The 19,174-nt window shown below is 46.9% G+C and carries 12 protein-coding genes; 10 read left to right on the forward strand and 2 right to left on the reverse strand.

The features are described from left to right. The first annotated feature begins 251 nt into the window (after nucleotides 1-251). The 9 genes from ACEN2G_RS13975 (at nucleotide 252) to serA (ending at nucleotide 13,959) form a co-directional block, all read left to right on the forward strand. On the forward strand, nucleotides 252-3,203 hold the full coding sequence (locus tag ACEN2G_RS13975; RefSeq protein ID WP_442022571.1) for a VWA domain-containing protein: 2,952 nt from the start codon (nucleotides 252-254) through the stop codon (nucleotides 3,201-3,203). 120 nt (nucleotides 3,204-3,323) lie between these two features. Beyond that, nucleotides 3,324-5,468, forward strand: a complete 2,145-nt coding sequence (locus tag ACEN2G_RS13980) for a type I secretion system permease/ATPase (RefSeq protein WP_442022573.1) — start codon at nucleotides 3,324-3,326, stop codon at nucleotides 5,466-5,468. Beyond that, on the forward strand, nucleotides 5,461-6,849 hold the full coding sequence (locus ACEN2G_RS13985; protein ID WP_442022575.1) for an HlyD family type I secretion periplasmic adaptor subunit: 1,389 nt from the start codon (nucleotides 5,461-5,463) through the stop codon (nucleotides 6,847-6,849). The genes ACEN2G_RS13980 and ACEN2G_RS13985 overlap by 8 nt, the downstream gene beginning before the upstream one ends. A 19-nt stretch (nucleotides 6,850-6,868) precedes the next feature. Beyond that, nucleotides 6,869-8,167 (forward strand): TolC family outer membrane protein, encoded by a 1,299-nt coding sequence (locus tag ACEN2G_RS13990; protein ID WP_442022577.1) that lies wholly within the window; start codon nucleotides 6,869-6,871, stop codon nucleotides 8,165-8,167. Between the two features lie 43 nt (nucleotides 8,168-8,210). Further along, on the forward strand, nucleotides 8,211-8,810 hold the full coding sequence (locus ACEN2G_RS13995; RefSeq protein WP_442022579.1) for an OmpA family protein: 600 nt from the start codon (nucleotides 8,211-8,213) through the stop codon (nucleotides 8,808-8,810). Continuing rightward, nucleotides 8,807-9,493 (forward strand): transglutaminase-like cysteine peptidase, encoded by a 687-nt coding sequence (locus tag ACEN2G_RS14000; RefSeq protein ID WP_442022581.1) that lies wholly within the window; start codon nucleotides 8,807-8,809, stop codon nucleotides 9,491-9,493. The genes ACEN2G_RS13995 and ACEN2G_RS14000 overlap by 4 nt, the downstream gene beginning before the upstream one ends. A 2-nt stretch (nucleotides 9,494-9,495) precedes the next feature. Further along, nucleotides 9,496-11,406 (forward strand): bifunctional diguanylate cyclase/phosphodiesterase, encoded by a 1,911-nt coding sequence (locus ACEN2G_RS14005; RefSeq protein WP_442022583.1) that lies wholly within the window; start codon nucleotides 9,496-9,498, stop codon nucleotides 11,404-11,406. A gap of 328 nt (nucleotides 11,407-11,734) precedes the next feature. Beyond that, nucleotides 11,735-12,475 carry an SIMPL domain-containing protein gene (locus ACEN2G_RS14010; protein WP_442022586.1) on the forward strand — a complete coding sequence of 247 codons (741 nt, stop codon included), beginning with the start codon at nucleotides 11,735-11,737 and terminating at the stop codon, nucleotides 12,473-12,475. A gap of 254 nt (nucleotides 12,476-12,729) precedes the next feature. Next, on the forward strand, nucleotides 12,730-13,959 hold the full coding sequence (gene serA, locus ACEN2G_RS14015; RefSeq protein WP_442022588.1) for a phosphoglycerate dehydrogenase: 1,230 nt from the start codon (nucleotides 12,730-12,732) through the stop codon (nucleotides 13,957-13,959). An 87-nt stretch (nucleotides 13,960-14,046) separates the two neighbouring features. Here the strand turns inward: serA and ACEN2G_RS14020 are convergent, their stop codons facing one another. Both ACEN2G_RS14020 and rimK read right to left on the reverse strand, forming a co-directional pair. Beyond that, complete coding sequence (locus ACEN2G_RS14020) at nucleotides 14,047-15,066, reverse strand: succinylglutamate desuccinylase/aspartoacylase family protein (protein WP_442022590.1); 1,020 nt, start codon at nucleotides 15,064-15,066, stop codon at nucleotides 14,047-14,049. Next, a complete protein-coding gene (gene rimK / locus ACEN2G_RS14025) occupies nucleotides 15,066-15,968 on the reverse strand; it encodes a 30S ribosomal protein S6--L-glutamate ligase (RefSeq protein WP_442022592.1) in 903 nt (300 codons plus the stop codon). The genes ACEN2G_RS14020 and rimK overlap by 1 nt, the downstream gene beginning before the upstream one ends. Before the next feature lie 301 nt (nucleotides 15,969-16,269). Here rimK and acnA point away from each other — a divergent pair, with 301 nt between their 5' ends. Continuing rightward, complete coding sequence (gene acnA / locus ACEN2G_RS14030) at nucleotides 16,270-19,005, forward strand: aconitate hydratase AcnA (RefSeq protein WP_442022594.1); 2,736 nt, start codon at nucleotides 16,270-16,272, stop codon at nucleotides 19,003-19,005. Nucleotides 19,006-19,174: the final 169 nt, after the last annotated feature.

The following is a 19,174-nucleotide window of genomic DNA, read 5'->3' on the forward strand; positions in this document are numbered from 1 at the left end:
CCTTGTCTGGCAGCACCGCCAGCGGCACTGTATTACCGAGCACCATTACCGACAGCGGCAACGGCATCATTACCGACACTAATGAGCTACCTATTGCAAAGACTGTTGAAGCTAAGGGCCCGGAAGATAGCAATGGCATTGCTATTACCTTATCTGCCGCCGATACCGATGGTAGTGTTAAATCTTTTGTAATTAATAGCTTACCTGCTAATGGGTTTTTGTATTTAGGGACAGTTTTGGTCACAGTGGGAATGAGCATTACTGCTGTCGGGGGCGAAGCGACACTAAATTTTGTGCCCACGGCCGATTGGAGTGGAAAAACTGAGTTTAAGTATCAAGCACTAGATAACGCTGATGCCAAATCAGTAGAAGCTACGGCAAATATTGAAGTGACACCGGTAACTGATGTACCTGAAGTAAGCATTACCATTGGTACTCCTGAAAATCAAATTCAGCACATTAACATTAGTAATGTGAATGTGGGTGCCAGTGATAAAAACTTTGAAGTCACCGCTTTTAGTAATGGTATAAAAGGGGAGATATCTAGAATTGATTTTGATGTAAATGTAGGGGGTGGGAAAGTTAATGGCTTTGGCGTGTCAGGGAAAGCTAACGCTAATAATAATAGTGCAGCGTGGAAAGAAATTGATTCTCATGAAGTGATAAGAGTTGATTTTGAGCAGCCAGTTACTGACTTGTCTGTTAAGTTTTCATGGCTTGCCGATAATGAACTCGCCAAATACACTTTATATGATAATAAGGGAAATGTTCTAGGCTCAGAGATTGTTCGTGGTCAAACAGATCGGATAGACGCAGCTTATAATATCAGTGAGAAATTTCCTGATGCACAGATCAGCCGTGTCGAATTTACTGCGGCCGAAGGTAATGGAAACGACTATGTTATCCATGAAATTAGTTATTCAGGAATAGGTGCTAAAACATATCCATTAGTGATAGAAACCTCTCCTACAGATGTGGATGGCTCAGAAAAAATAATATCTATTATTGTAAAGGTGCCAGAAGGAGCTGCATTATCACATGGCACATTAATTGGCACTGAAGATGGCATCAGCAGCTGGCAATTATCGCTAGAAAATAACCAAGGTTATACCGTTACCTCAACGAATAACCAAGGTGGTATTAAGATAGAAGGGATTAGCGTTACTATTGCGGCGACGGATAACATTGAAATAGAAGTGATAGCAACAGCACAAGAGAAAGAGGGTAATACGACTCCTGAATCAGCAGACGCTACCGCCGAAATAATAAATAGTGTACCAGCTGAAGAGGCGCCGAGTATTGATGTTATCTCTGCTGGTACGGTGGCGGAAGGTGAGGTGCTGAAATTTACAATTAGTTTAGATAAGTCAGTCGATTACGAGACTCAAGTGACATTTACCTTGGGTGACGGAGCAAACGATCGGGTGGATGCTGCCGATATTGGTCCACCGAGTGTGACTATTGGAGGACGCGATGTCACGCTAACTAGCAATGGTAATGGCAGCTATAGCTTTAACGTTCCTGCGGGTACCGAAAGCGGAATTGAAGTGTCGGTGCCGACCGTGAATGATGGGCTATTAGAAAATGCTGAGCAGTTAACGCTGCATGCCACTTTGACTGGAGAAACAGCAGCAGGCTTGATATTACCAGTAGGTATTACGAGCGCAGGAACCGGCACCATAGCTGATGAGTCGTATATTGCTGAGCAAAACAGTGATAATACGTTTAATGGTGGCGCAGGTAACGATGTGCTGCTAGGTGATAGTGGAGGTGTTAGCAGTACAGTTACACCGGGCACGAATTATAACATTTCATTGATCCTTGATACCTCCGGCAGTATGGGGAACGCATCAGGAACCGGTGGTCTGAGTCGATTGGCATTAGCTATTCAGGCATTGGGTAATTTGGTTACCCAGTTGAAGGTTCATGATGGCATTATTAATTTACAACTGGTCGATTTTTCCAAAAATGCGAACTCAATAACTATTAATAATCTTGATGCTAATAACATATCTGATCTGACAACATATCTTGGCAAGTTGACGGCTAATGGGGGTACTAACTACGAGGCGGCCTTTAAAAAAGCTGCCGACTGGTTTGGTGATCAAAGCAGTCAAACGGGTACTTTTGAAAACGTATCATTCTTCTTAACGGACGGTAAGCCGACGTATTATCTTGACAACAAGGATAAGGTTGCAGGAAACGGTAGCGCTACTAATTACGATACATTTAAAAATTCAGTCGATGAGTTCAATGCTTTATCAGGCGTGAGCCTAGTTCATGCTATTGGTATCGGTAGCAATATAGCCGAAGAGTATCTGCAATTTTTTGATAACTCCTTAGTAACGGGGACAGGTACTGTTAAGTTCGATGGAAAAAAAGTTACAGGGAATGTTGGCAGTGTAGATATTGTTAATACGGCAGAAGACTTAGATGTTGCGTTGCAATCTAGTAGCACCAGCCATGAACTACTTGCGTTGGGTGATGATATTATCGATGGCGGATCAGGTAGTGACATTATATTTGGTGATGCTATTAATACTGATAATCTTGATTGGGGTAATATTGATAAGCCAGCCAACTTACCGGACGGTTCTGGTATCTTTGCCCTGAAAGCCTTGTTAAAGATAGAAAATGGCCACGATGCTACAGAAGAAGAGCTATATAATTATATTCGTGAGCATCATGAAAGCTTGAACATAGAAGGTGATGAGCGCGGTGGTAATGACACCATTGATGGCGGTGCTGGTAATGACATCATTTATGGTCAAGGTGGTGATGACACCATTCATGGCGGTGCAGGCAATGACACCATTAATGCAGGCACCGGAGCCGACCATATCACCGGTGGCTTAGGTAACGACATTATCGATCTCGGTGGTGGACCCAACGGTGATGGTGAAGTGGATATTGTTTACTGGACGGCTGAAGACGCCGCAGCGGGTAAGCAGTCTGACACTATTACCTCCTTTGAGCTTGGTACTGATAAATTAGACTTTAATGATTTCTTTACCGATAACGAAAAAAATAATCTTGAAGATTACTTGAGCGTTGAAAAGGTGGGTGGGGATATCTTGGTTAAAGCAATTAACGGACAAGGTGCGGAGTTAGACATCACATTATCGAATGTAATTGACTATGACACTAATGTTCTAAACAGCATATTGATTCAAGATTTGTTAAACCCTAGTCAAAACGGTTAGTTTTAGCTGAACTGTGAAGCACACCTTTAATTCGTTAAAGGTGTGCTTTTATTCATTCCGTTTGATGAAAAAAGTGTCTACTATCAGTCTCAAGTGGTACTAAAAAGAGCAAATGTATCTATGCATGAATCACAGTCGGTGCAAGACCCCTTACTGCAAAGTCTGGTGTTTTTGACCAAAGTGTATGGCCATCCTTACCAAGGAGAGGCACTCATTTCTGGCTTACCGCTAGCTGGCGGTAAGCTAACCCCATTACTTTTTTCACGAGCTGCAGAAAGAGCAGAGCTTTCTGCTCATCACGCCGAGTATGCTTTAGCAGATATTTCTAGTTTATTGTTACCCTGCGTCATACTGCTAAAAGACAATAATGCGGCGGTATTGTTAGAAATTGATGTTGAACAAGCTCGCTGCAAGGTGATGAACCCTAGCTCAGGTGAGGGTGAGCAGTGGCTTGAACTGGAAAAGTTGAATACCAGTTATGCTGGGCAAGTTATTTTTACTAAGCCTAAGTTTAGGTTTGATGCTCGCTCACCTAAGGTGCTGGATACTCAAGACGGGCACTGGTTTTGGGGGACGCTGCGCAGCTCATCTTCTATTTACAGAGATGTATTAATTGGCTCCTTGCTGATTAATATTTTTGCGTTGGCTACGCCGCTATTCACCATGAACGTGTATGACAAGATAGTGCCTAACCTATCTTTTGACTCATTATGGGTATTGGCCATTGGTGCCAGCATCGTCTTTATCTTTGATTTTGTGTTACGGATGTTGCGCAGTCATTTTATTGATATCGCCGGTAAAAAATCAGATGTGCTTTTGTCTGCACAAATATTCTCAAAAGTCATGGGTATGCGTATGGAGGCGAGGCCACCCTCTACCGGTGCCTTTGCCAAGCATTTACAAGAATTTGAATCGGTGCGTGAGTTTTTAACTTCGGCCACAGTGACCACCTTAATTGATATTCCGTTTTCTATTTTATTTTTATTGGTTATTTGGATATTCGCGGGCTCCATGGTGTGGGTGCCTATTGCGGCAATTTTATTACTGATCGGCATTAGTTTATTGGTGCAAGGGCCCCTTAAGCACAGCATAGAAGCCGGCTCGCGTCTCGCCTCACAAAAGAATGCTAACTTAGTGGAAGGTATTTCAGGCTTAGAAACCATCAAGCTGTTTGGTGCACAGGGTACCTTTCAATACCGCTGGGAGCAGGCGGTCAGTAATATTGCCTATTGGGGCATGCAGACGCGACGGTTAACAAATTCAGTATCTACCTTAGCTGCCGTGGTTCAACAATTTGTGACTGTTAGCTTAATTGTATTAGGTGTCTACCTTATTGCTGCCGGTGAATTGTCTATGGGCGGGTTAATTGCCGCCGTTATGTTAAGTGGCCGGGCAGTAGGCCCCATGATACAAGTTTCGGTATTATCTACCCGTTATAATCAAGCACGCTCAGCGATGAAGATATTAGAAGGCATTATGGACTCGCCCGATGAAGATGCAGCAGGCCGCCGTTTTGTACATCATCCTATCTTCAAAGGGGATGTTACCTTTACTGATGTTTGTTTTCGTTATCCTAATACTGAATATGATGTACTGCATAATATTAACTTACACATTAAAGCCGGTGAAAAGGTTGGCATCATTGGGCGCATTGGCTCGGGTAAAACGACCTTAGAGCGCCTGATCGTCGGCCTTTATAAGCCAACGGGAGGTACGCTGCGCATCGATGGTATCGATATTGGTCAGTTACAACCGGCGGCGCTGCGGCGCAATGTGGGGTGTGTACCGCAAGATGTGAATTTATTCTTTGGCACTATTCGCGACAATATCGTGATTGCCAATCCGCTAGCGGATGAAAATCAGGTGCTAAAAGCGGCACAACGCGCCGGTGTAACCTTGTTTACTAACCAAGACCCTGATGGCCTAGATAAACAGGTGGGGGAAGGTGGGCGTCAGTTATCTGGCGGTCAGCGCCAAGCGATAGCTATTTCTCGCGCTTTATTAAACGATCCTGTGATGTTGATGCTGGATGAGCCGACTTCTAACATGGATAATCGTTCTGAGTTATATATTCGCCAAGAATTATTAAAACTAAGAGCGGAGCAGACTTTGCTGTTGGTTACCCATCGTACTTCTATGTTAGAAGTGGTGGATCGCATTATTGTACTGGAGCAAGGGCGCATTGTTGCCGACGGGCCTAAAGCTCAGGTGTTAGAGCAACTGCAGTCAGGAAAGGTACGCAGTAAGGAAAGCCGTAATGAATAAAAAGGAACCTTTACCACCCGAGTTATTGGAATATACCAATGATACTGCTGCTGCCGTGTTGCTCAACACCCCTAAAGCCGGCAGAGTTTTGTTATGGTCTATGCTGCTGTTTGTGGTTGTGGCACTAATCTGGGCGCGCTTTGCTAAGTTAGAGGAAGTAACCTCTGGTATGGGCAAAGTTATTCCCTCTAGCCAAATTCAAATGGTCTCTAACTTAGAAGGCGGCATAGTTCGTAACTTATATGTCAAAGAAGGGCAGTTGGTTGAGAAAGGCGAAGCGCTGTTACTGATAGATGACACGCGATTTTTATCTGACTTACGTGAGCGAGAGCAAGAAATTGCGGCCTTAGAAGGGGACGTTAGGCGATTAAAGTCAGAAGTGAGTGCCATTGTCATTAAAAATGACAATAAATTAGCATGGCGTGAACGAGTACAAGTGGTGCCACAAGTATTGGAGTTTCCCGAGGAATTTAAGGAACAGTATCCTGGGCAACCTGAATTTCAAAGCTCATTATTTGATGAGCGGATCAATTTTATTACTAACCAGCTGGCAATTTTTAGCAGCCAAATAGAGCAACGCGAACAAGAAGTGATTGAAACTAACGCTAAGGTCAGAACCCTACAGCGTGGCGTTGGCTTGGCGGCACAAGAAGTGAATATGAGCCGACCCTTGGCTAAAGAAGGCATAGTGCCTCAGGTTGAGATATTGCGACTCGAGCGTCAGCTTAACCAGCTTAAGGGCGAGTTAGAGTCGGCTCGGTTAATGTTACCTAAACTAGACGCCTCGCTGCGAGAAAACATTTCTAAACGCAAAGAGGTCGCATTAACTTTTCGCTCTGAGGCGCAGCGAGAGCTAAACGAAAAGCGTAATCGTTTAATGCAACTGCAACAAGGTGAAGTCGGTTTACAAGACCGAGTGCGGCGTACTTCTGTGCTATCGCCGGTGAAAGGTACGATAAAAACGCTGAATGTGAATACCGTCGGCGGTATAGTACAACCGGGTATGAATTTAGTAGAAATAGTTCCTCTTGAGGACACCTTGCTGATTGAAGCGCGTATTGAGCCTAAAGACATAGGTTTTTTACGGCCCGGTTTAGCGGCCATGGTCAAGTTTACCGCTTATGATTTTACCATTTATGGCGGCTTAGTGGGGGAGGTAGAAAAAATCAGTGCTGACTCTATTCAAGATGACAAAGGTAATACCTTTTTTATTGCGACCATTCGTACCCGAGATAGTTATTTAGGAACAGACGCAGCACCCTTAATGATTATTTCTGGTATGCAAGCGAGTGTCGATATTATTACAGGTAAAAAGACGGTACTGGATTACCTTCTCAAGCCGTTATTAAGAGCTAAACAAGGCGCCTTACGAGAGCGTTAATTTAACAGGGAGAATAAAAATGAAAAAGAGCGCTATTTCTATTTTGATTGGTGTGGCATTAGTTTTACCAGTACAGGCTCAAACTCTCGAAGAGGCTGTCACGCAAACCTTAATGACACATCCTAAGGTCAAAGAAGCTTTTCATTTGTATCAAGTTCGTCAATATCAGCAAGATGAGGCCGTGGCAGGCTATTATCCAACCTTGGATGCTAACGCAGGTATTGGCTATGAGGAGACCAGCACTCCTAATACGCGCGCCAATAATGGCGGGTCTCAAAATCTGACCCGTAAAGAAGCAGGATTATCATTACGCCAACTGTTGTTTGATGGTTTTAAAACCTCGAGTAACGTTGATCGTACTCAGGCAGAAGCTGATGCACAGCGTTTCGCTCTATTATCTAACGCAGAAAATATTGCTTTGCGTGTAGCCGAAGTTTACTTAGACGTGTTGCGCCAAGATGAGCTGGTAGAGTTATCTCGTCGTAATCTAGAAACTCATGAGCAGATTTTTTCTGATATTCAGCGTCGTACCGACTCAGGCGTAGGCTCAAGTGCCGACTTCACTCAAATTCAAGGCCGTGTTGCCAGGGCTTATTCCAATATGACGGCGGCAGAAAACAATCTACGTGATGCGCAAAGTCAATTTATTTCATTGGTAGACGATGCCCCCCATGATTTGCGCCAGCCCAAGGCTGATGCCAACTTTATACCGGCGACGCTGGATGACGCACTGGCGAAGGCACAAGCACAACATCCGACGCTAACGTCTTCAGCGTTTGACGTTGATGCGGCACGCTATCAGCATAAAGATGCCAAGTCGGGCTTTTATCCTAAAGTGCACTTGGAATTAGGTAGCAACTGGAATAATGATATTGATGGTATAGAAGGGCGTAATAACGATAACACGGCCATGATCCGCATGCGTTACAACCTACTTAATGGTGGTGCAGATGTAGCTCGCAGCCGTTCTACTTCAGCCCTTGAAATGCAAGCCAAAGATATTCACATGAACGCTTATCGTCAAGTTGATGAGGGTATGCGCTTAGCTTGGGCTGCTTATGAATCTCTAGGTAAGCAAAAAGAATTCTTACGTGAACACGTAGAAGCCAGCTTTAGTACCGTTGATGCTTATAAGAAACAGTTTTCTTTGGGCAATCGTACCTTATTGGACGTATTGAACACGGAAAATGAATTGTTTGAAGCGCGTCGTTCTTATATTGCCGCCGAGTATGATCAACTCGCAGCTGAGTATCGTATTATGAATGCGTCTGGCCAATTGCTTGATGCATTGAAGTTTACTCGCCCTACGCAGTGGTAAGTTCGCAGTGGTAAGTTTAACGTCTAAATAAAGGAGTATTAACATGAAAATATGGATGATGTTAGCTTTAATAGTACCTTTAACGGCTTGTAGCTTAACCGCAGAGCCAGAACAAGAAACCAAGGCGGCTTATGATCAAAGCGATCTAGATCAAGATGGTGTGATCACGGCACGTGATAACTGTTTGGAGACAGTGGCTAATGCTGAAGTCGACAATGATGGTTGTGGTGAAACCTCTGCTACTACGTTAAAACAAGATATTATTGTTTTATTTGATCATGACAGCGCTATTATTAATCGCAGCTATCAAAGTGAAATTGGCAATATGGCTAGTTTTATGAATGAAAACCCCAAACTTAAGTTGTTACTGGAGGGGCATGCCAGCCAGGTTGGAACGCATGAGTATAACTTAGCGTTATCTAAACGCCGCGCCGAAGCGGTGAAAAGCGAGCTTATTAATACCGGCGTTAGCCAAGAGCGATTAGAAATTATTGGCTATGGCGATACGCAGCCGCTGTTAATGGCCGAAGGTGAAAATGCGGCCGCGGCTAACCGTCGTGTGGTAGGCGCCTTGGCGACTGAGCAACATGAGGTCGGTGTGCGTTGGAACGTATATAGCGTTGAAAACAGTAATATTGAATGAAGCGATTTTTATCTTTTTTTAGTGGGTTCGTCTTACTGGGCTTAGTGCTCAGTGTGGCGGCTCAATCTTTACTGGAAGAAGATAGGCGTATGATAGCAGCGGTACAGCAATATTATGGTGCTGCCGCTGCTAAGCGTACTCAAAACTGGCGAGCCTTAGTTAATAACATTCAGTCTGAACAGCTCAATGAGCGCGAGGTTTTATCGCGGGTAAATATATTTTTTAATCGCCTACGATTTATTGATGATATTAAATTGTGGGGTAAAGAAGATTACTGGGCCACGCCGTTAGAATTTATTGGTTCGGGTGGTGGTGATTGTGAAGATTTTAGCTTGGCTAAGTATTTTACATTGAGGGAGTTAGGTGTTGCTGATGATAAGTTGCGTATGGTTTACGTAAAAGCATTAAAACTTAACCAGTTTCATATGGTGGTTGCCTATTATCCTTCGCCATCATCTGTGCCTTATATTTTGGATAATCTTGAAGGTACGATTCGCTTAGCAACGGAACGTAATGATTTAGCGCCTATTTACAGCTTTAATGGCCAACACCTCTGGCTGATGCGTGAGCGTGGCCAAGGTGAACTTGCCGGACAGGCATCTCGGTTGTCTCTTTGGAATGACTTACGTGGTCGATGGGACGTTAGACGACTGCAGAGACCTCGTATCAATTTGGATCATTAATTATGACACTATACCGACAACTTTTAATTACTATGCTGTTATTGTTCGTTACCTTGTTTGTAACGGCATATTCAGTGCAGTTTAGTTCGACAAGAAGTTCCTTAGCTGAGCAGCAAGAAACCACTGTGATCAATACCGTTACCTCACTGGGTCTGGCATTAACACCTTACTTAGAAACCAGTGATACGGTTGGGGCTGAGTCGGTTATCAATGCCGTATTTGATGGTGGCTTTTACCATAGGGTAACATTGAATTTATTAGCTGCTAATAAAGAAATTGTGCGCGAACATGACATTACTTTATACGGTATTCCGCAATGGTTTATTAATTTGCACCTTTTTGAAGGGGCTAAGCATGAGGCTGTGCTAACTTCAGGCTGGTTGCAATTGGCACAGTTATCGGTAGAGGGAAATCCCAGTCAAGCTTATTATCAGCTTTGGGAAGGCATGAGCCAGCTAGCTATTTGGTTTGTGGTGTGCTTTGTGGTGGTGTGGGGTTTGTTAGTGCTGGCACTGCGCTATTTACTAAAGCCACTGCATGACATTGAATTACAAACCCAAGAGATTGAACTGCATCATTTTGGTAAAGAAATTGCCTTACCTCGCACCCGTGAATTGCGAGAAGTAGTAAAATCAATAAATGCCATGACCAGTAAACTGGGGTCACAGTTTAAAGAACAAGCGGATGAAGCTGAGCGACTACGAAATAAAACCTTTCTGGATGAAGTTTCCGGCTTAGGCAACAGAGCTTATTTTTTATCTCAAAGTCACTCTTGGATTGGTGAGGGTAATGAAGGCACCGTCATTTTAGTGGCAATTGATATGTTAGAGCGTGTTTATCTTGAAGAAGGCTTTGCTGCACGTGATGAGATGATTAAAGCCATTGCGACTAATCTACACCAACTCTGCCAGCGCTTTAACGAGTTCGCATTGGCGCGTATTTCTACTAACGAATTCGCACTATTGGTCCCTGAAATTGATGAAGAGCGCTTGAACTTGCTGGGTGAAGAGATTAACCGTTTTATTGCCGAGTTGGTGATTAACCCGGTAAGCAATGCGAATATCTCTGTAGTTGGGGGTGCAATCGTACAAGCTGACGACAACATAGGCCTCTTGTTGACGCGTGCGGATAACGCACTAAACCAAGCTCGCATGAATGAGGCCGGTGCCGTGGTGATCAAGCATCAACCACAAAGCAATGAATTAGGGCGATTAGCGTGGAGAAAGTTGGTAGATGAGGCGATCTTAGATGATAGCTTTGAATTAAGTAGTCAAGCTGTGCTCGACTTTGAAGGCAATGTACAGCACGAAGAGCTCTATATCGCGATTAGAAAGGACGGTGGTGTGTTCGGTGCAGGGAACTTCTTGTCTGTGGTTGAGCAATTTAAGTTAGGTGAAAAACTCGATTTACACATTATAGGGCGGGCGTTAAAGCATTTAACGACGGCTCCTAGCCTAAAACTTGCGGTTAACTTAACGGCTTATAGTTGTAGCCAGTCCAGTTTTTGGCATCAAGTTGATTTATTGCTGACTCAATATGCCAAGCAAGCACCTCGTTTGTTGCTGGAGTTGCCTGAGAGTGCATTTGTTACCAACAAGAATGCCTTGATGGTACCATTGAAGAGTTTGAAGGTCGCTTGGGGTATTGATCATTTTGGCCGTCACTTTGATTTGTTAACTAAGTTTGGTGATTTAAAGCCGCATTATGTGAAGTTAGATCATGGTTACAGCAGTCAAGTCGCTATGCCGGAGTTTGATGATGCCTTCTTAGCGGCTGTGTCGCTAGCGGCGCACAGCATGGGTGCACAGACCATAGCGACACGCGTTGAAACTGAGCAGCAAGTGGCTATCTTAAAAACGCTGTATGTGGATGCCTACCAAGGGTTTGTTAGCCCGCCACACAAGTTAAGTTAAATCATGTTTTGAAGGATTGTAATTCGATAATCAGGCTGGGCCGTCCGCTTACTTTTTCACACTAGCTAGGCTAGTTATAAAAAGTAGATGGGCGGCTTTTCTTTTTTAGGTTTGGCTTAGGTTTGGCGCCAGAAGTTGCTACTTGTTTCATCAAACTCCCTTATTCAGCTGTCTGTGCGACTATTATTGACCCAGCACACTTAGCGTATGAGTCTTGCTCCTAGGTGGTCTTGTGCTTAGGTATGTATAGTTGTCATCGGTAGAGCCAAAAACCAACAACCCAGTTTACGTCGGCTTTATTTCCGGCTTAACTAATGAGGTCTTATTTATGCGCACCACTTCCCTAACATCGAGAGCTGTGGGTACAAAAGTACTGAGCAGTATCACCTTACTACCGCTGTTGTTTAGCGCCCATGCCTTTGCCATTGTCGTGCCCGACAAACCGCATTTGATGACCCAAGGCCAAGCAGAAATTCGTGTGGCGCCCGATATGGCTACCTTAACCGTAATGGTGACGGCGCTTAAGCCAAAAAGCCTAGCGGCGAAAGAAGAAGTAGACACTAAAGTGGCGGCTTTATTTAGTAACTTGGCCACATTAGGTGTGACTAAGAAAGACATCGACAGCGGCAATGTGCTTACGCGCCCCGAGTATCAGTACGCCCAAGATCAAGCGCCTAAGCTATTGGGCTATCAAGCTGAGCGCCAAATTAGCGTGCGCTTGTATGATCTCGATAAACTCAGCCAAACGCTGAACACCATTTTAGAGCAGGGTGTGCAAAATATTCAGCAGGTAAGTTACGACAGACGCAATGCCGAAGAGCTACGCCAAAACGCTCGTGCCGCCGCCGTGGCTAATGCCCGCACGTTAGCCGAAGAGCTGAGTTTGGCGGCTGATCGGAAACTGGGTGAAGTGTATGCCATTGAATACCAGCCGCAACGTATGAGCGCTCCTCGTCAGTTTGGAATGATGAATGCGAAAATGGCCGACAGCGCAGCGCTTGATGCCAGCTATGTGCAAAATGAGATTACCTTTAGCGATCAAGTGCAGATGGTGTTTTTACTCAACTAAGAGCTGAGGTCGGGGAGTATTTACTAAGCGGGTTTTTAGCCAGATACCGGCTAAAAACTCGCTTTTTTATTGGCGAAAAATTCCCGTTAGCAAACGGCCTTGTCAGCCAAGACCGCTAGTACTTATGTACGTTTTGCCATTCAAAAAAAATTTATAACATCAAAAAATGTGACTTTGCTAACATAAATTCCCTCAGGCCGATGTTTTTGATACTTTAAGGGCATACTCACGCAGCTGTCAGAAAGGAACAGGTCATGGCTCACTACTCTTTAGATAAAGATAAGATTAAAATTTTATTACTCGAAGGCGTACATACAGGCGCTGTTGAGATGTTCAAAAATGCCGGTTACAGCAATATCGACTACATAAAGACCGCATTGTCTGACGAAGAACTAAAAGAGCGCATTAAGGACGTACATTTCGTGGGTTTACGCTCGCGCACCCAGATCACCGAATCGGTACTGGATGTGGCGGACAAGCTGGTGGCCATCGGCTGTTTCTGCATCGGCACCAACCAAGTGGACCTGGACGCCGCCGCCATTCGTGGTATTCCGGTATTTAACGCGCCTTTCTCCAACACCCGCAGCGTAGCAGAATTAGTGTTAGGCGAAATCCTGTTGCTGTTGCGTGGTATTCCTGAGCGTAACGCTCGCGCGCACCGTGGCGAATGGCAAAAAACCGCCACTCATTCCTTTGAAGCCCGCGGTAAGCGCCTAGGTATCATAGGTTACGGCCACATTGGTATTCAGTTGAGCATAATTGCCGAAAGCATTGGCATGCAGGTGTCTTACTACGACATCGAAGCCAAGCTGTCTTTGGGTAATGCCACTCAGGTCTACGATCTCGAGCAGCTGCTGAGCCAGTCTGATGTGGTGACTCTGCACGTGCCAGAAACTCCACAAACGCAAAACATGTTTGGCGCGGCCGAGTTGGCCATGATGAAGCAAGGCTCCATCTTGATTAACGCTTCACGCGGTACCGTAGTGGACATAGATGCGCTGGCTGCAGCCCTGGCTTCTAAGCACATTGCCGGTGCGGCGATTGACGTATTCCCAGTTGAACCTGCCTCTAACGACGAAGAGTTTGTGTCACCGCTGCGCAACTTCGACAACGTGATCTTAACCCCGCACATTGGTGGTTCGACCCAAGAAGCTCAAGAAAACATCGGCTACGAAGTGGCCGGCAAGTTGATTAAATACTCAGATAACGGCTCGACCTTGTCTGCGGTTAACTTCCCAGAAGTGTCGCTGCCAGAGCACCCAGATACCAGCCGTTTGTTGCACGTACACCACAACAAGCCGGGTATCTTGAGCCAAATCGTGCAGGCGTTTTCTGCAGAAAACATCAACATTGCCTCTCAGTATCTGCAAACCACCCCAACCATAGGGTATGTGGTGATTGAAGTAGAAACTGCACAAAGTGAACAAGCCCTGATCAAGTTGAAGAGCATAGAAGGCACTATTCGTGCCCGTATCGTGCACTAATACGCTGAAACAGTGAGTGAGCAAAAGGGGCCTTTTAGGCCCCTTTTTCGTTGCGGTATTTGTTACTGAGATGATGAGTTAGGTCGTTTAAAAACTCTGCGGCTGAATGTCTAATTCATCCACGAAACGCTCGACGTTCATCTCTGCCTGCTTCACTTCATCGAAGCTTGCGATATGAAACACCGCATCCCCTTCATTCACTAACGGCATGGTTAAGCAACCAATCACGATACCGCTTTTGGGCGTAACCACCTCGCGCGCCGCGGCCCCCAAGGGGGCGGTAATGGTGCCTAAGCACTGACCCTTAGTGACTCTGTCTCCGAGTCGAGTTTTCAGATGTAATAAGCCATCTTGCTCGGCGCGGATCCAGGTGGTGGACTTAGCTATCATGTGATCCATGGGCGCTTTTTTCGCCGTAGGTTTTAGCATGCCTAAGGTACGCATGACGTTTAACACGCCGCGTGTGCCGGCCTTAATGGCCACAGGATCAAAGCGCAGCGCCTCACCGGCTTCATACAATATGACCGGAATATCGCGGCTTTCGGCCACGGCGCGCAGTGAGCCATCGCGAATGCTGGCATCCAAGATCACGGGAGCCCCAAAACTTTCTGCCATGTCACGGGTAATATCACAGTCCAATTTGGCGCGAATTTGCGGCAGATTAGAGCGATGAATAGCACCCGTGTGCAAGTCTATGATGTGCGAGCAATGGTTGACGATTTTATCAACAAAAAAGTGCGCCACTCGTGAGCCGAGTGAGCCCTTTTCGGTACCCGGGAAACAGCGGTTTAAATCGCGGCGATCGGGCAAATAGCGCGACTTATTAATAAAGCCAAACACATTCACCACCGGCACCGCCACCAGCGTGCCCTTTAAGCGCGCAGGATTAACTCGGCTCAGCACCTGATTGACTATCTCAATACCATTAAGCTCGTCCCCATGAATAGCGGCACAGATCAGCAGTACGGGACCGGGTTGTTTGCCGTGCACGATTTCCAACGGCACCGTTAACGGTGACTGGGTATAGAGCTGCGCCAAGGCCAACTGCAACACCTTGCGCTGGCCCGGTGCTACCTCTATGCCTGCTAACGTAAAGGGCGCCACCATTAGCCGCGCTCGCGGATTTTAGATTTCTTCTGGCTGTGCTTTTCTATGTAATCAATCATCATGTCCGCCACGTCCTTGCCGGTTGCTAATTCAATGCCTTGCAAGCCCGGTGAGGAATTCACTTCCATCACCAAGGGCCCGCGCTTGGAGCGCAATAAGTCCACGCCGGCCACGCTTAAGCCCATGGCTTTAGCGGAGGCGATGGCGGTTTTGCGCTCTTCTGGCGTAATACGGATAAGCTCTGCCGCGCCGCCACGGTGCAGATTAGAGCGAAACTCGCCTTCTTTGGCTTGGCGCTTCATGGCGGCAATTACCTTATCGCCGAGTACGAAGCAGCGAATATCCGCACCACCGGCTTCTTCGATAAATTCTTGTACCATGATATTGGCTTTTAAGCCCATAAAAGCCTCAAGTACGCTCTCTGCCGCCTTGCGAGTTTCTGCCAACACCACGCCTATGCCTTGGGTGCCTTCCAGCAATTTAATCACTAAGGGCGCGCCGCCCACCATGTCGATAAGATCCGGCACATCGTCCGGCTTACAGGCAAAACCTGTGATTGGCATGCCGACCCCTTGGCCAGACAACAGCTGCAGTGAACGCAGTTTATCCCGCGAGCGACCAATGGCCGCCGAGTGATTGAGCGAGTAACAGTTCATCATTTCAAATTGGCGTAATACGGCACTGCCGTAAAAAGTTACACTGGCGCCAATGCGCGGAATAATGGCGTCAAACTGTTCCAGCTCTTTACCGTGGTAATGAATAGAGGGCTTGTTGTCATTGATGTTCATATAGCATTTGAGGGCATCGATAACGCGCACCTCATGGCCGCGTGCTTCGGCGGCCTCGCGTAAGCGACGGGTAGAATAAAGGGAAGCATTGCGAGACAGAATGGCAATTTTCATGGGTGTGGTGAGGCTCTCTATACGTTGGGATATGAACTAAGACTGCGAGATGGATTAACTATCCCGACTTGTTCGCACTATTTACGCTAACAATGCTGTGAGCGCCATCAAGAAAAAACGGGGCTGGGCACAAAAAAATTTGGATAGGTACTTAACTTATCGGTAATGGCCTAGGGTTAAGCTAAGCATTATAACAAATGTGCGCACGGCTTTGGACTTTCATTGTCTGCGGCTCTGTGTCTAAATGGTGTCATATAGAGCTGGCTACATGGCGAGCCGTTTCCAACGCTAGGAGGAAATGATGTCTACTGCAAAACATTCATCTGCTAATTCACAGTATATGGACAGGCTGACCGTGGGTCAGCAGTCTTATCTTTATTACAACTTAGCCAAGCTGGCTCACGCCAAGTCCATGGCAAACCTACCCAAATCTTTAAAAGTGCTTACCGAAAATTTAGTGCGCAATCTGGATAACGACACAGTTACCGAGCAAGATATTGAGGCGATGGCTGAGTGGTTAACCGACGCCAGTTCGAGCCGAGAAATTGCTTTTCGCCCCGTGCGCGTGTTGATGCAAGACTTTACCGGCGTGCCAGCAGTGGTAGATTTAGCGGCCATGCGCGATGCGGTACAGCGCTTAGGCGGCAAGGCCGAGCAGGTTAATCCGCTGTCGGCGGTGGATTTGGTGATTGACCATTCGGTGATGGTGGATGCCTTTGCCAGTGATCAAGCCTTTGCCACCAACGTGGACATGGAAATGGCGCGCAACGGCGAGCGTTATGCCTTTTTACGCTGGGGCCAGCAAACCTTTAATAACTTTAGGGTGGTGCCACCGGGTACGGGTATTTGTCATCAGGTGAACTTGGAATATCTAGGCCAAACCGTGTGGCAACAGCCAATGGGCAACGACGTGCTAGTGTGCCCAGATACCCTAGTGGGCACAGACTCGCACACTACTATGATTAATGCCTTGGGCATCTTGGGGTGGGGCGTGGGCGGCATTGAGGCCGAAGCGGCCATGTTGGGCCAGCCCATTTCCATGCTGATCCCTGAAGTGGTGGGCTTTAAACTCACCGGCGCCTTGCGCGAGGGGATTACCGCCACCGACTTGGTATTAACTGTGGTGAAAATGCTGCGCGATAAAGGCGTGGTCGGTAAGTTTGTGGAGTTTTACGGCGATGGCTTGGCCAGTTTGCCGCTGGCGGATCGTGCCACCATAGGCAACATGGCGCCAGAATATGGTGCAACCTGCGGTTTTTTCCCGGTAGATGAAGAAACGCTGCGCTACTTAACGCTGACTGGACGTAGTACCGAGCAAGTCGACTTGGTTGAGGCTTACACTAAGGCCCAAGGCTTATGGCGCCACCTTGGCGATGAACCGGTATTTAGCGACACCTTAAGCCTAGACATGGGCACGGTAGTGGCCTGTTTAGCCGGCCCTAAACGGCCGCAAGACAGAGTCGAGTTATCACAGGTGCCAGAGGCCTTTAGCCTAAGCCGTGAGCTAAAGGTTGAGGGCAGTGATCAGTCTAAACAACGGCTAGAAAACGAAGGCGGCCAAACGGCAGTGGCCATAAATGAGTCGCTAAATAGCACCCATTTCTACATGAATGGCAATAGCCATCAGCTGCAAGATGGCGCCGTGGTCATTGCCGCCATCACCTCTTGCACTAACACCTCTAACCCCAGTGTGCTGATGGCAGCGGGCTTGCTAGCCAAAGCCGCAGCAGAAAAAGGCTTAACGGCGGCACCTTGGGTGAAAACCTCACTGGCGCCGGGCTCTAAGGTGGTCACCGATTATTTGGCCAAAGCGGGTCTTATGCCCTATTTAGAACAGTTGGGCTTTTACCTCGTGGGTTATGGCTGTACTACCTGTATCGGTAACTCGGGTCCCTTGCCCGAGCCCATAGCCGAAGTTGTGATCCGTAACGACATGACGGTGGCGGCGGTATTATCCGGTAACCGTAACTTTGAAGGGCGTATTCACCCGCTGGTGAAGTCTAACTGGTTGGCCTCACCGCCGTTGGTAGTGGCGTACGCTTTGGCCGGCTCCATGAACGTGGACTTAACTACTGATCCCTTAGGCAAAGATAAGCAAGGTCAGCCAGTATATTTGAAAGACATCTGGCCCAGCCAACAAGCGGTGGCCGATGCGGTGGGGCTGGTCACCCAAGATATGTTCCATAAAGAATATGCGGCCGTGTTTGATGGCGATGAGCACTGGCAGGCGATTAAAGTAGAACCCACCAGTACCTTTAATTGGCAGTCAGACTCTAGCTATATTCAGCATCCGCCGTTCTTCCAGACGATGAGTAAAACCGTCGAGCCGGTGACCGATATTAAAGGCGCGCGTTTGCTGGCCATACTCGGTGACTCGGTAACCACTGATCATATTTCACCGGCGGGTAGCATCAAGGCCGACAGCCCGGCAGGGCGTTATCTGCAAGCCTTGGGTATTAAAGAGCAAGACTTTAACTCCTACGGCTCGCGCCGTGGTAACCATGAAGTCATGATGCGCGGCACCTTCGCCAATATTCGTATTCGTAACCTGATGTTAGAAAATGTGGAAGGCGGCGAAACCCGTCATTACCCAAGTGGTGAGCAGCTGTCTATTTACGATGCGGCCATGCGCTACCAAGAAGAAGAGGTGCCATTGGTGGTGGTGGCCGGTAAAGAATACGGCACCGGATCCAGTCGAGATTGGGCTGCTAAAGGCACCATACTGCTGGGCGTGCGCGCCGTGATTGCCCAGTCTTATGAGCGTATTCACCGCTCTAACTTAATTGGCATGGGCGTGGTGCCGCTGGAATTTATTAGCGACACCGCCGAGAGCTTAGGCTTAAAGGGCGACGAGCTAATCAGCATCAAGGGCTTAAATGACTTAAGCCCCGGCAAGACGCTGACGGTGGTGATTGAAGGCGCAGATGGCAGCAGCCAAGAGGCCCATGTTAAATGCCGTATCGATACCAGCAATGAGCTGACTTACTACCGGCACGGCGGCATTTTGCATTATGTGATCCGGCATATGCTGGAATAACGAGCGATAAGCTTGACGCTGTAAGCCAGAAGTGAAAGAAAACCCCAAGCCGAAAGGTTTGGGGTTTTAGTTTTTGTGAGGTTAGTATATTGGTGGAATGGCCCCGAATAAGTAGACACTTCTTCAGAGTGAGGAAGTGTATGCAATACCGAACCAAGCGTAAATTTAG

The sequence above is a fragment of the Oceanisphaera sp. W20_SRM_FM3 genome, from assembly GCF_052119705.1.
In the GTDB taxonomy this organism is placed as follows: Bacteria; Pseudomonadota; Gammaproteobacteria; order Enterobacterales; family Aeromonadaceae; genus Oceanimonas.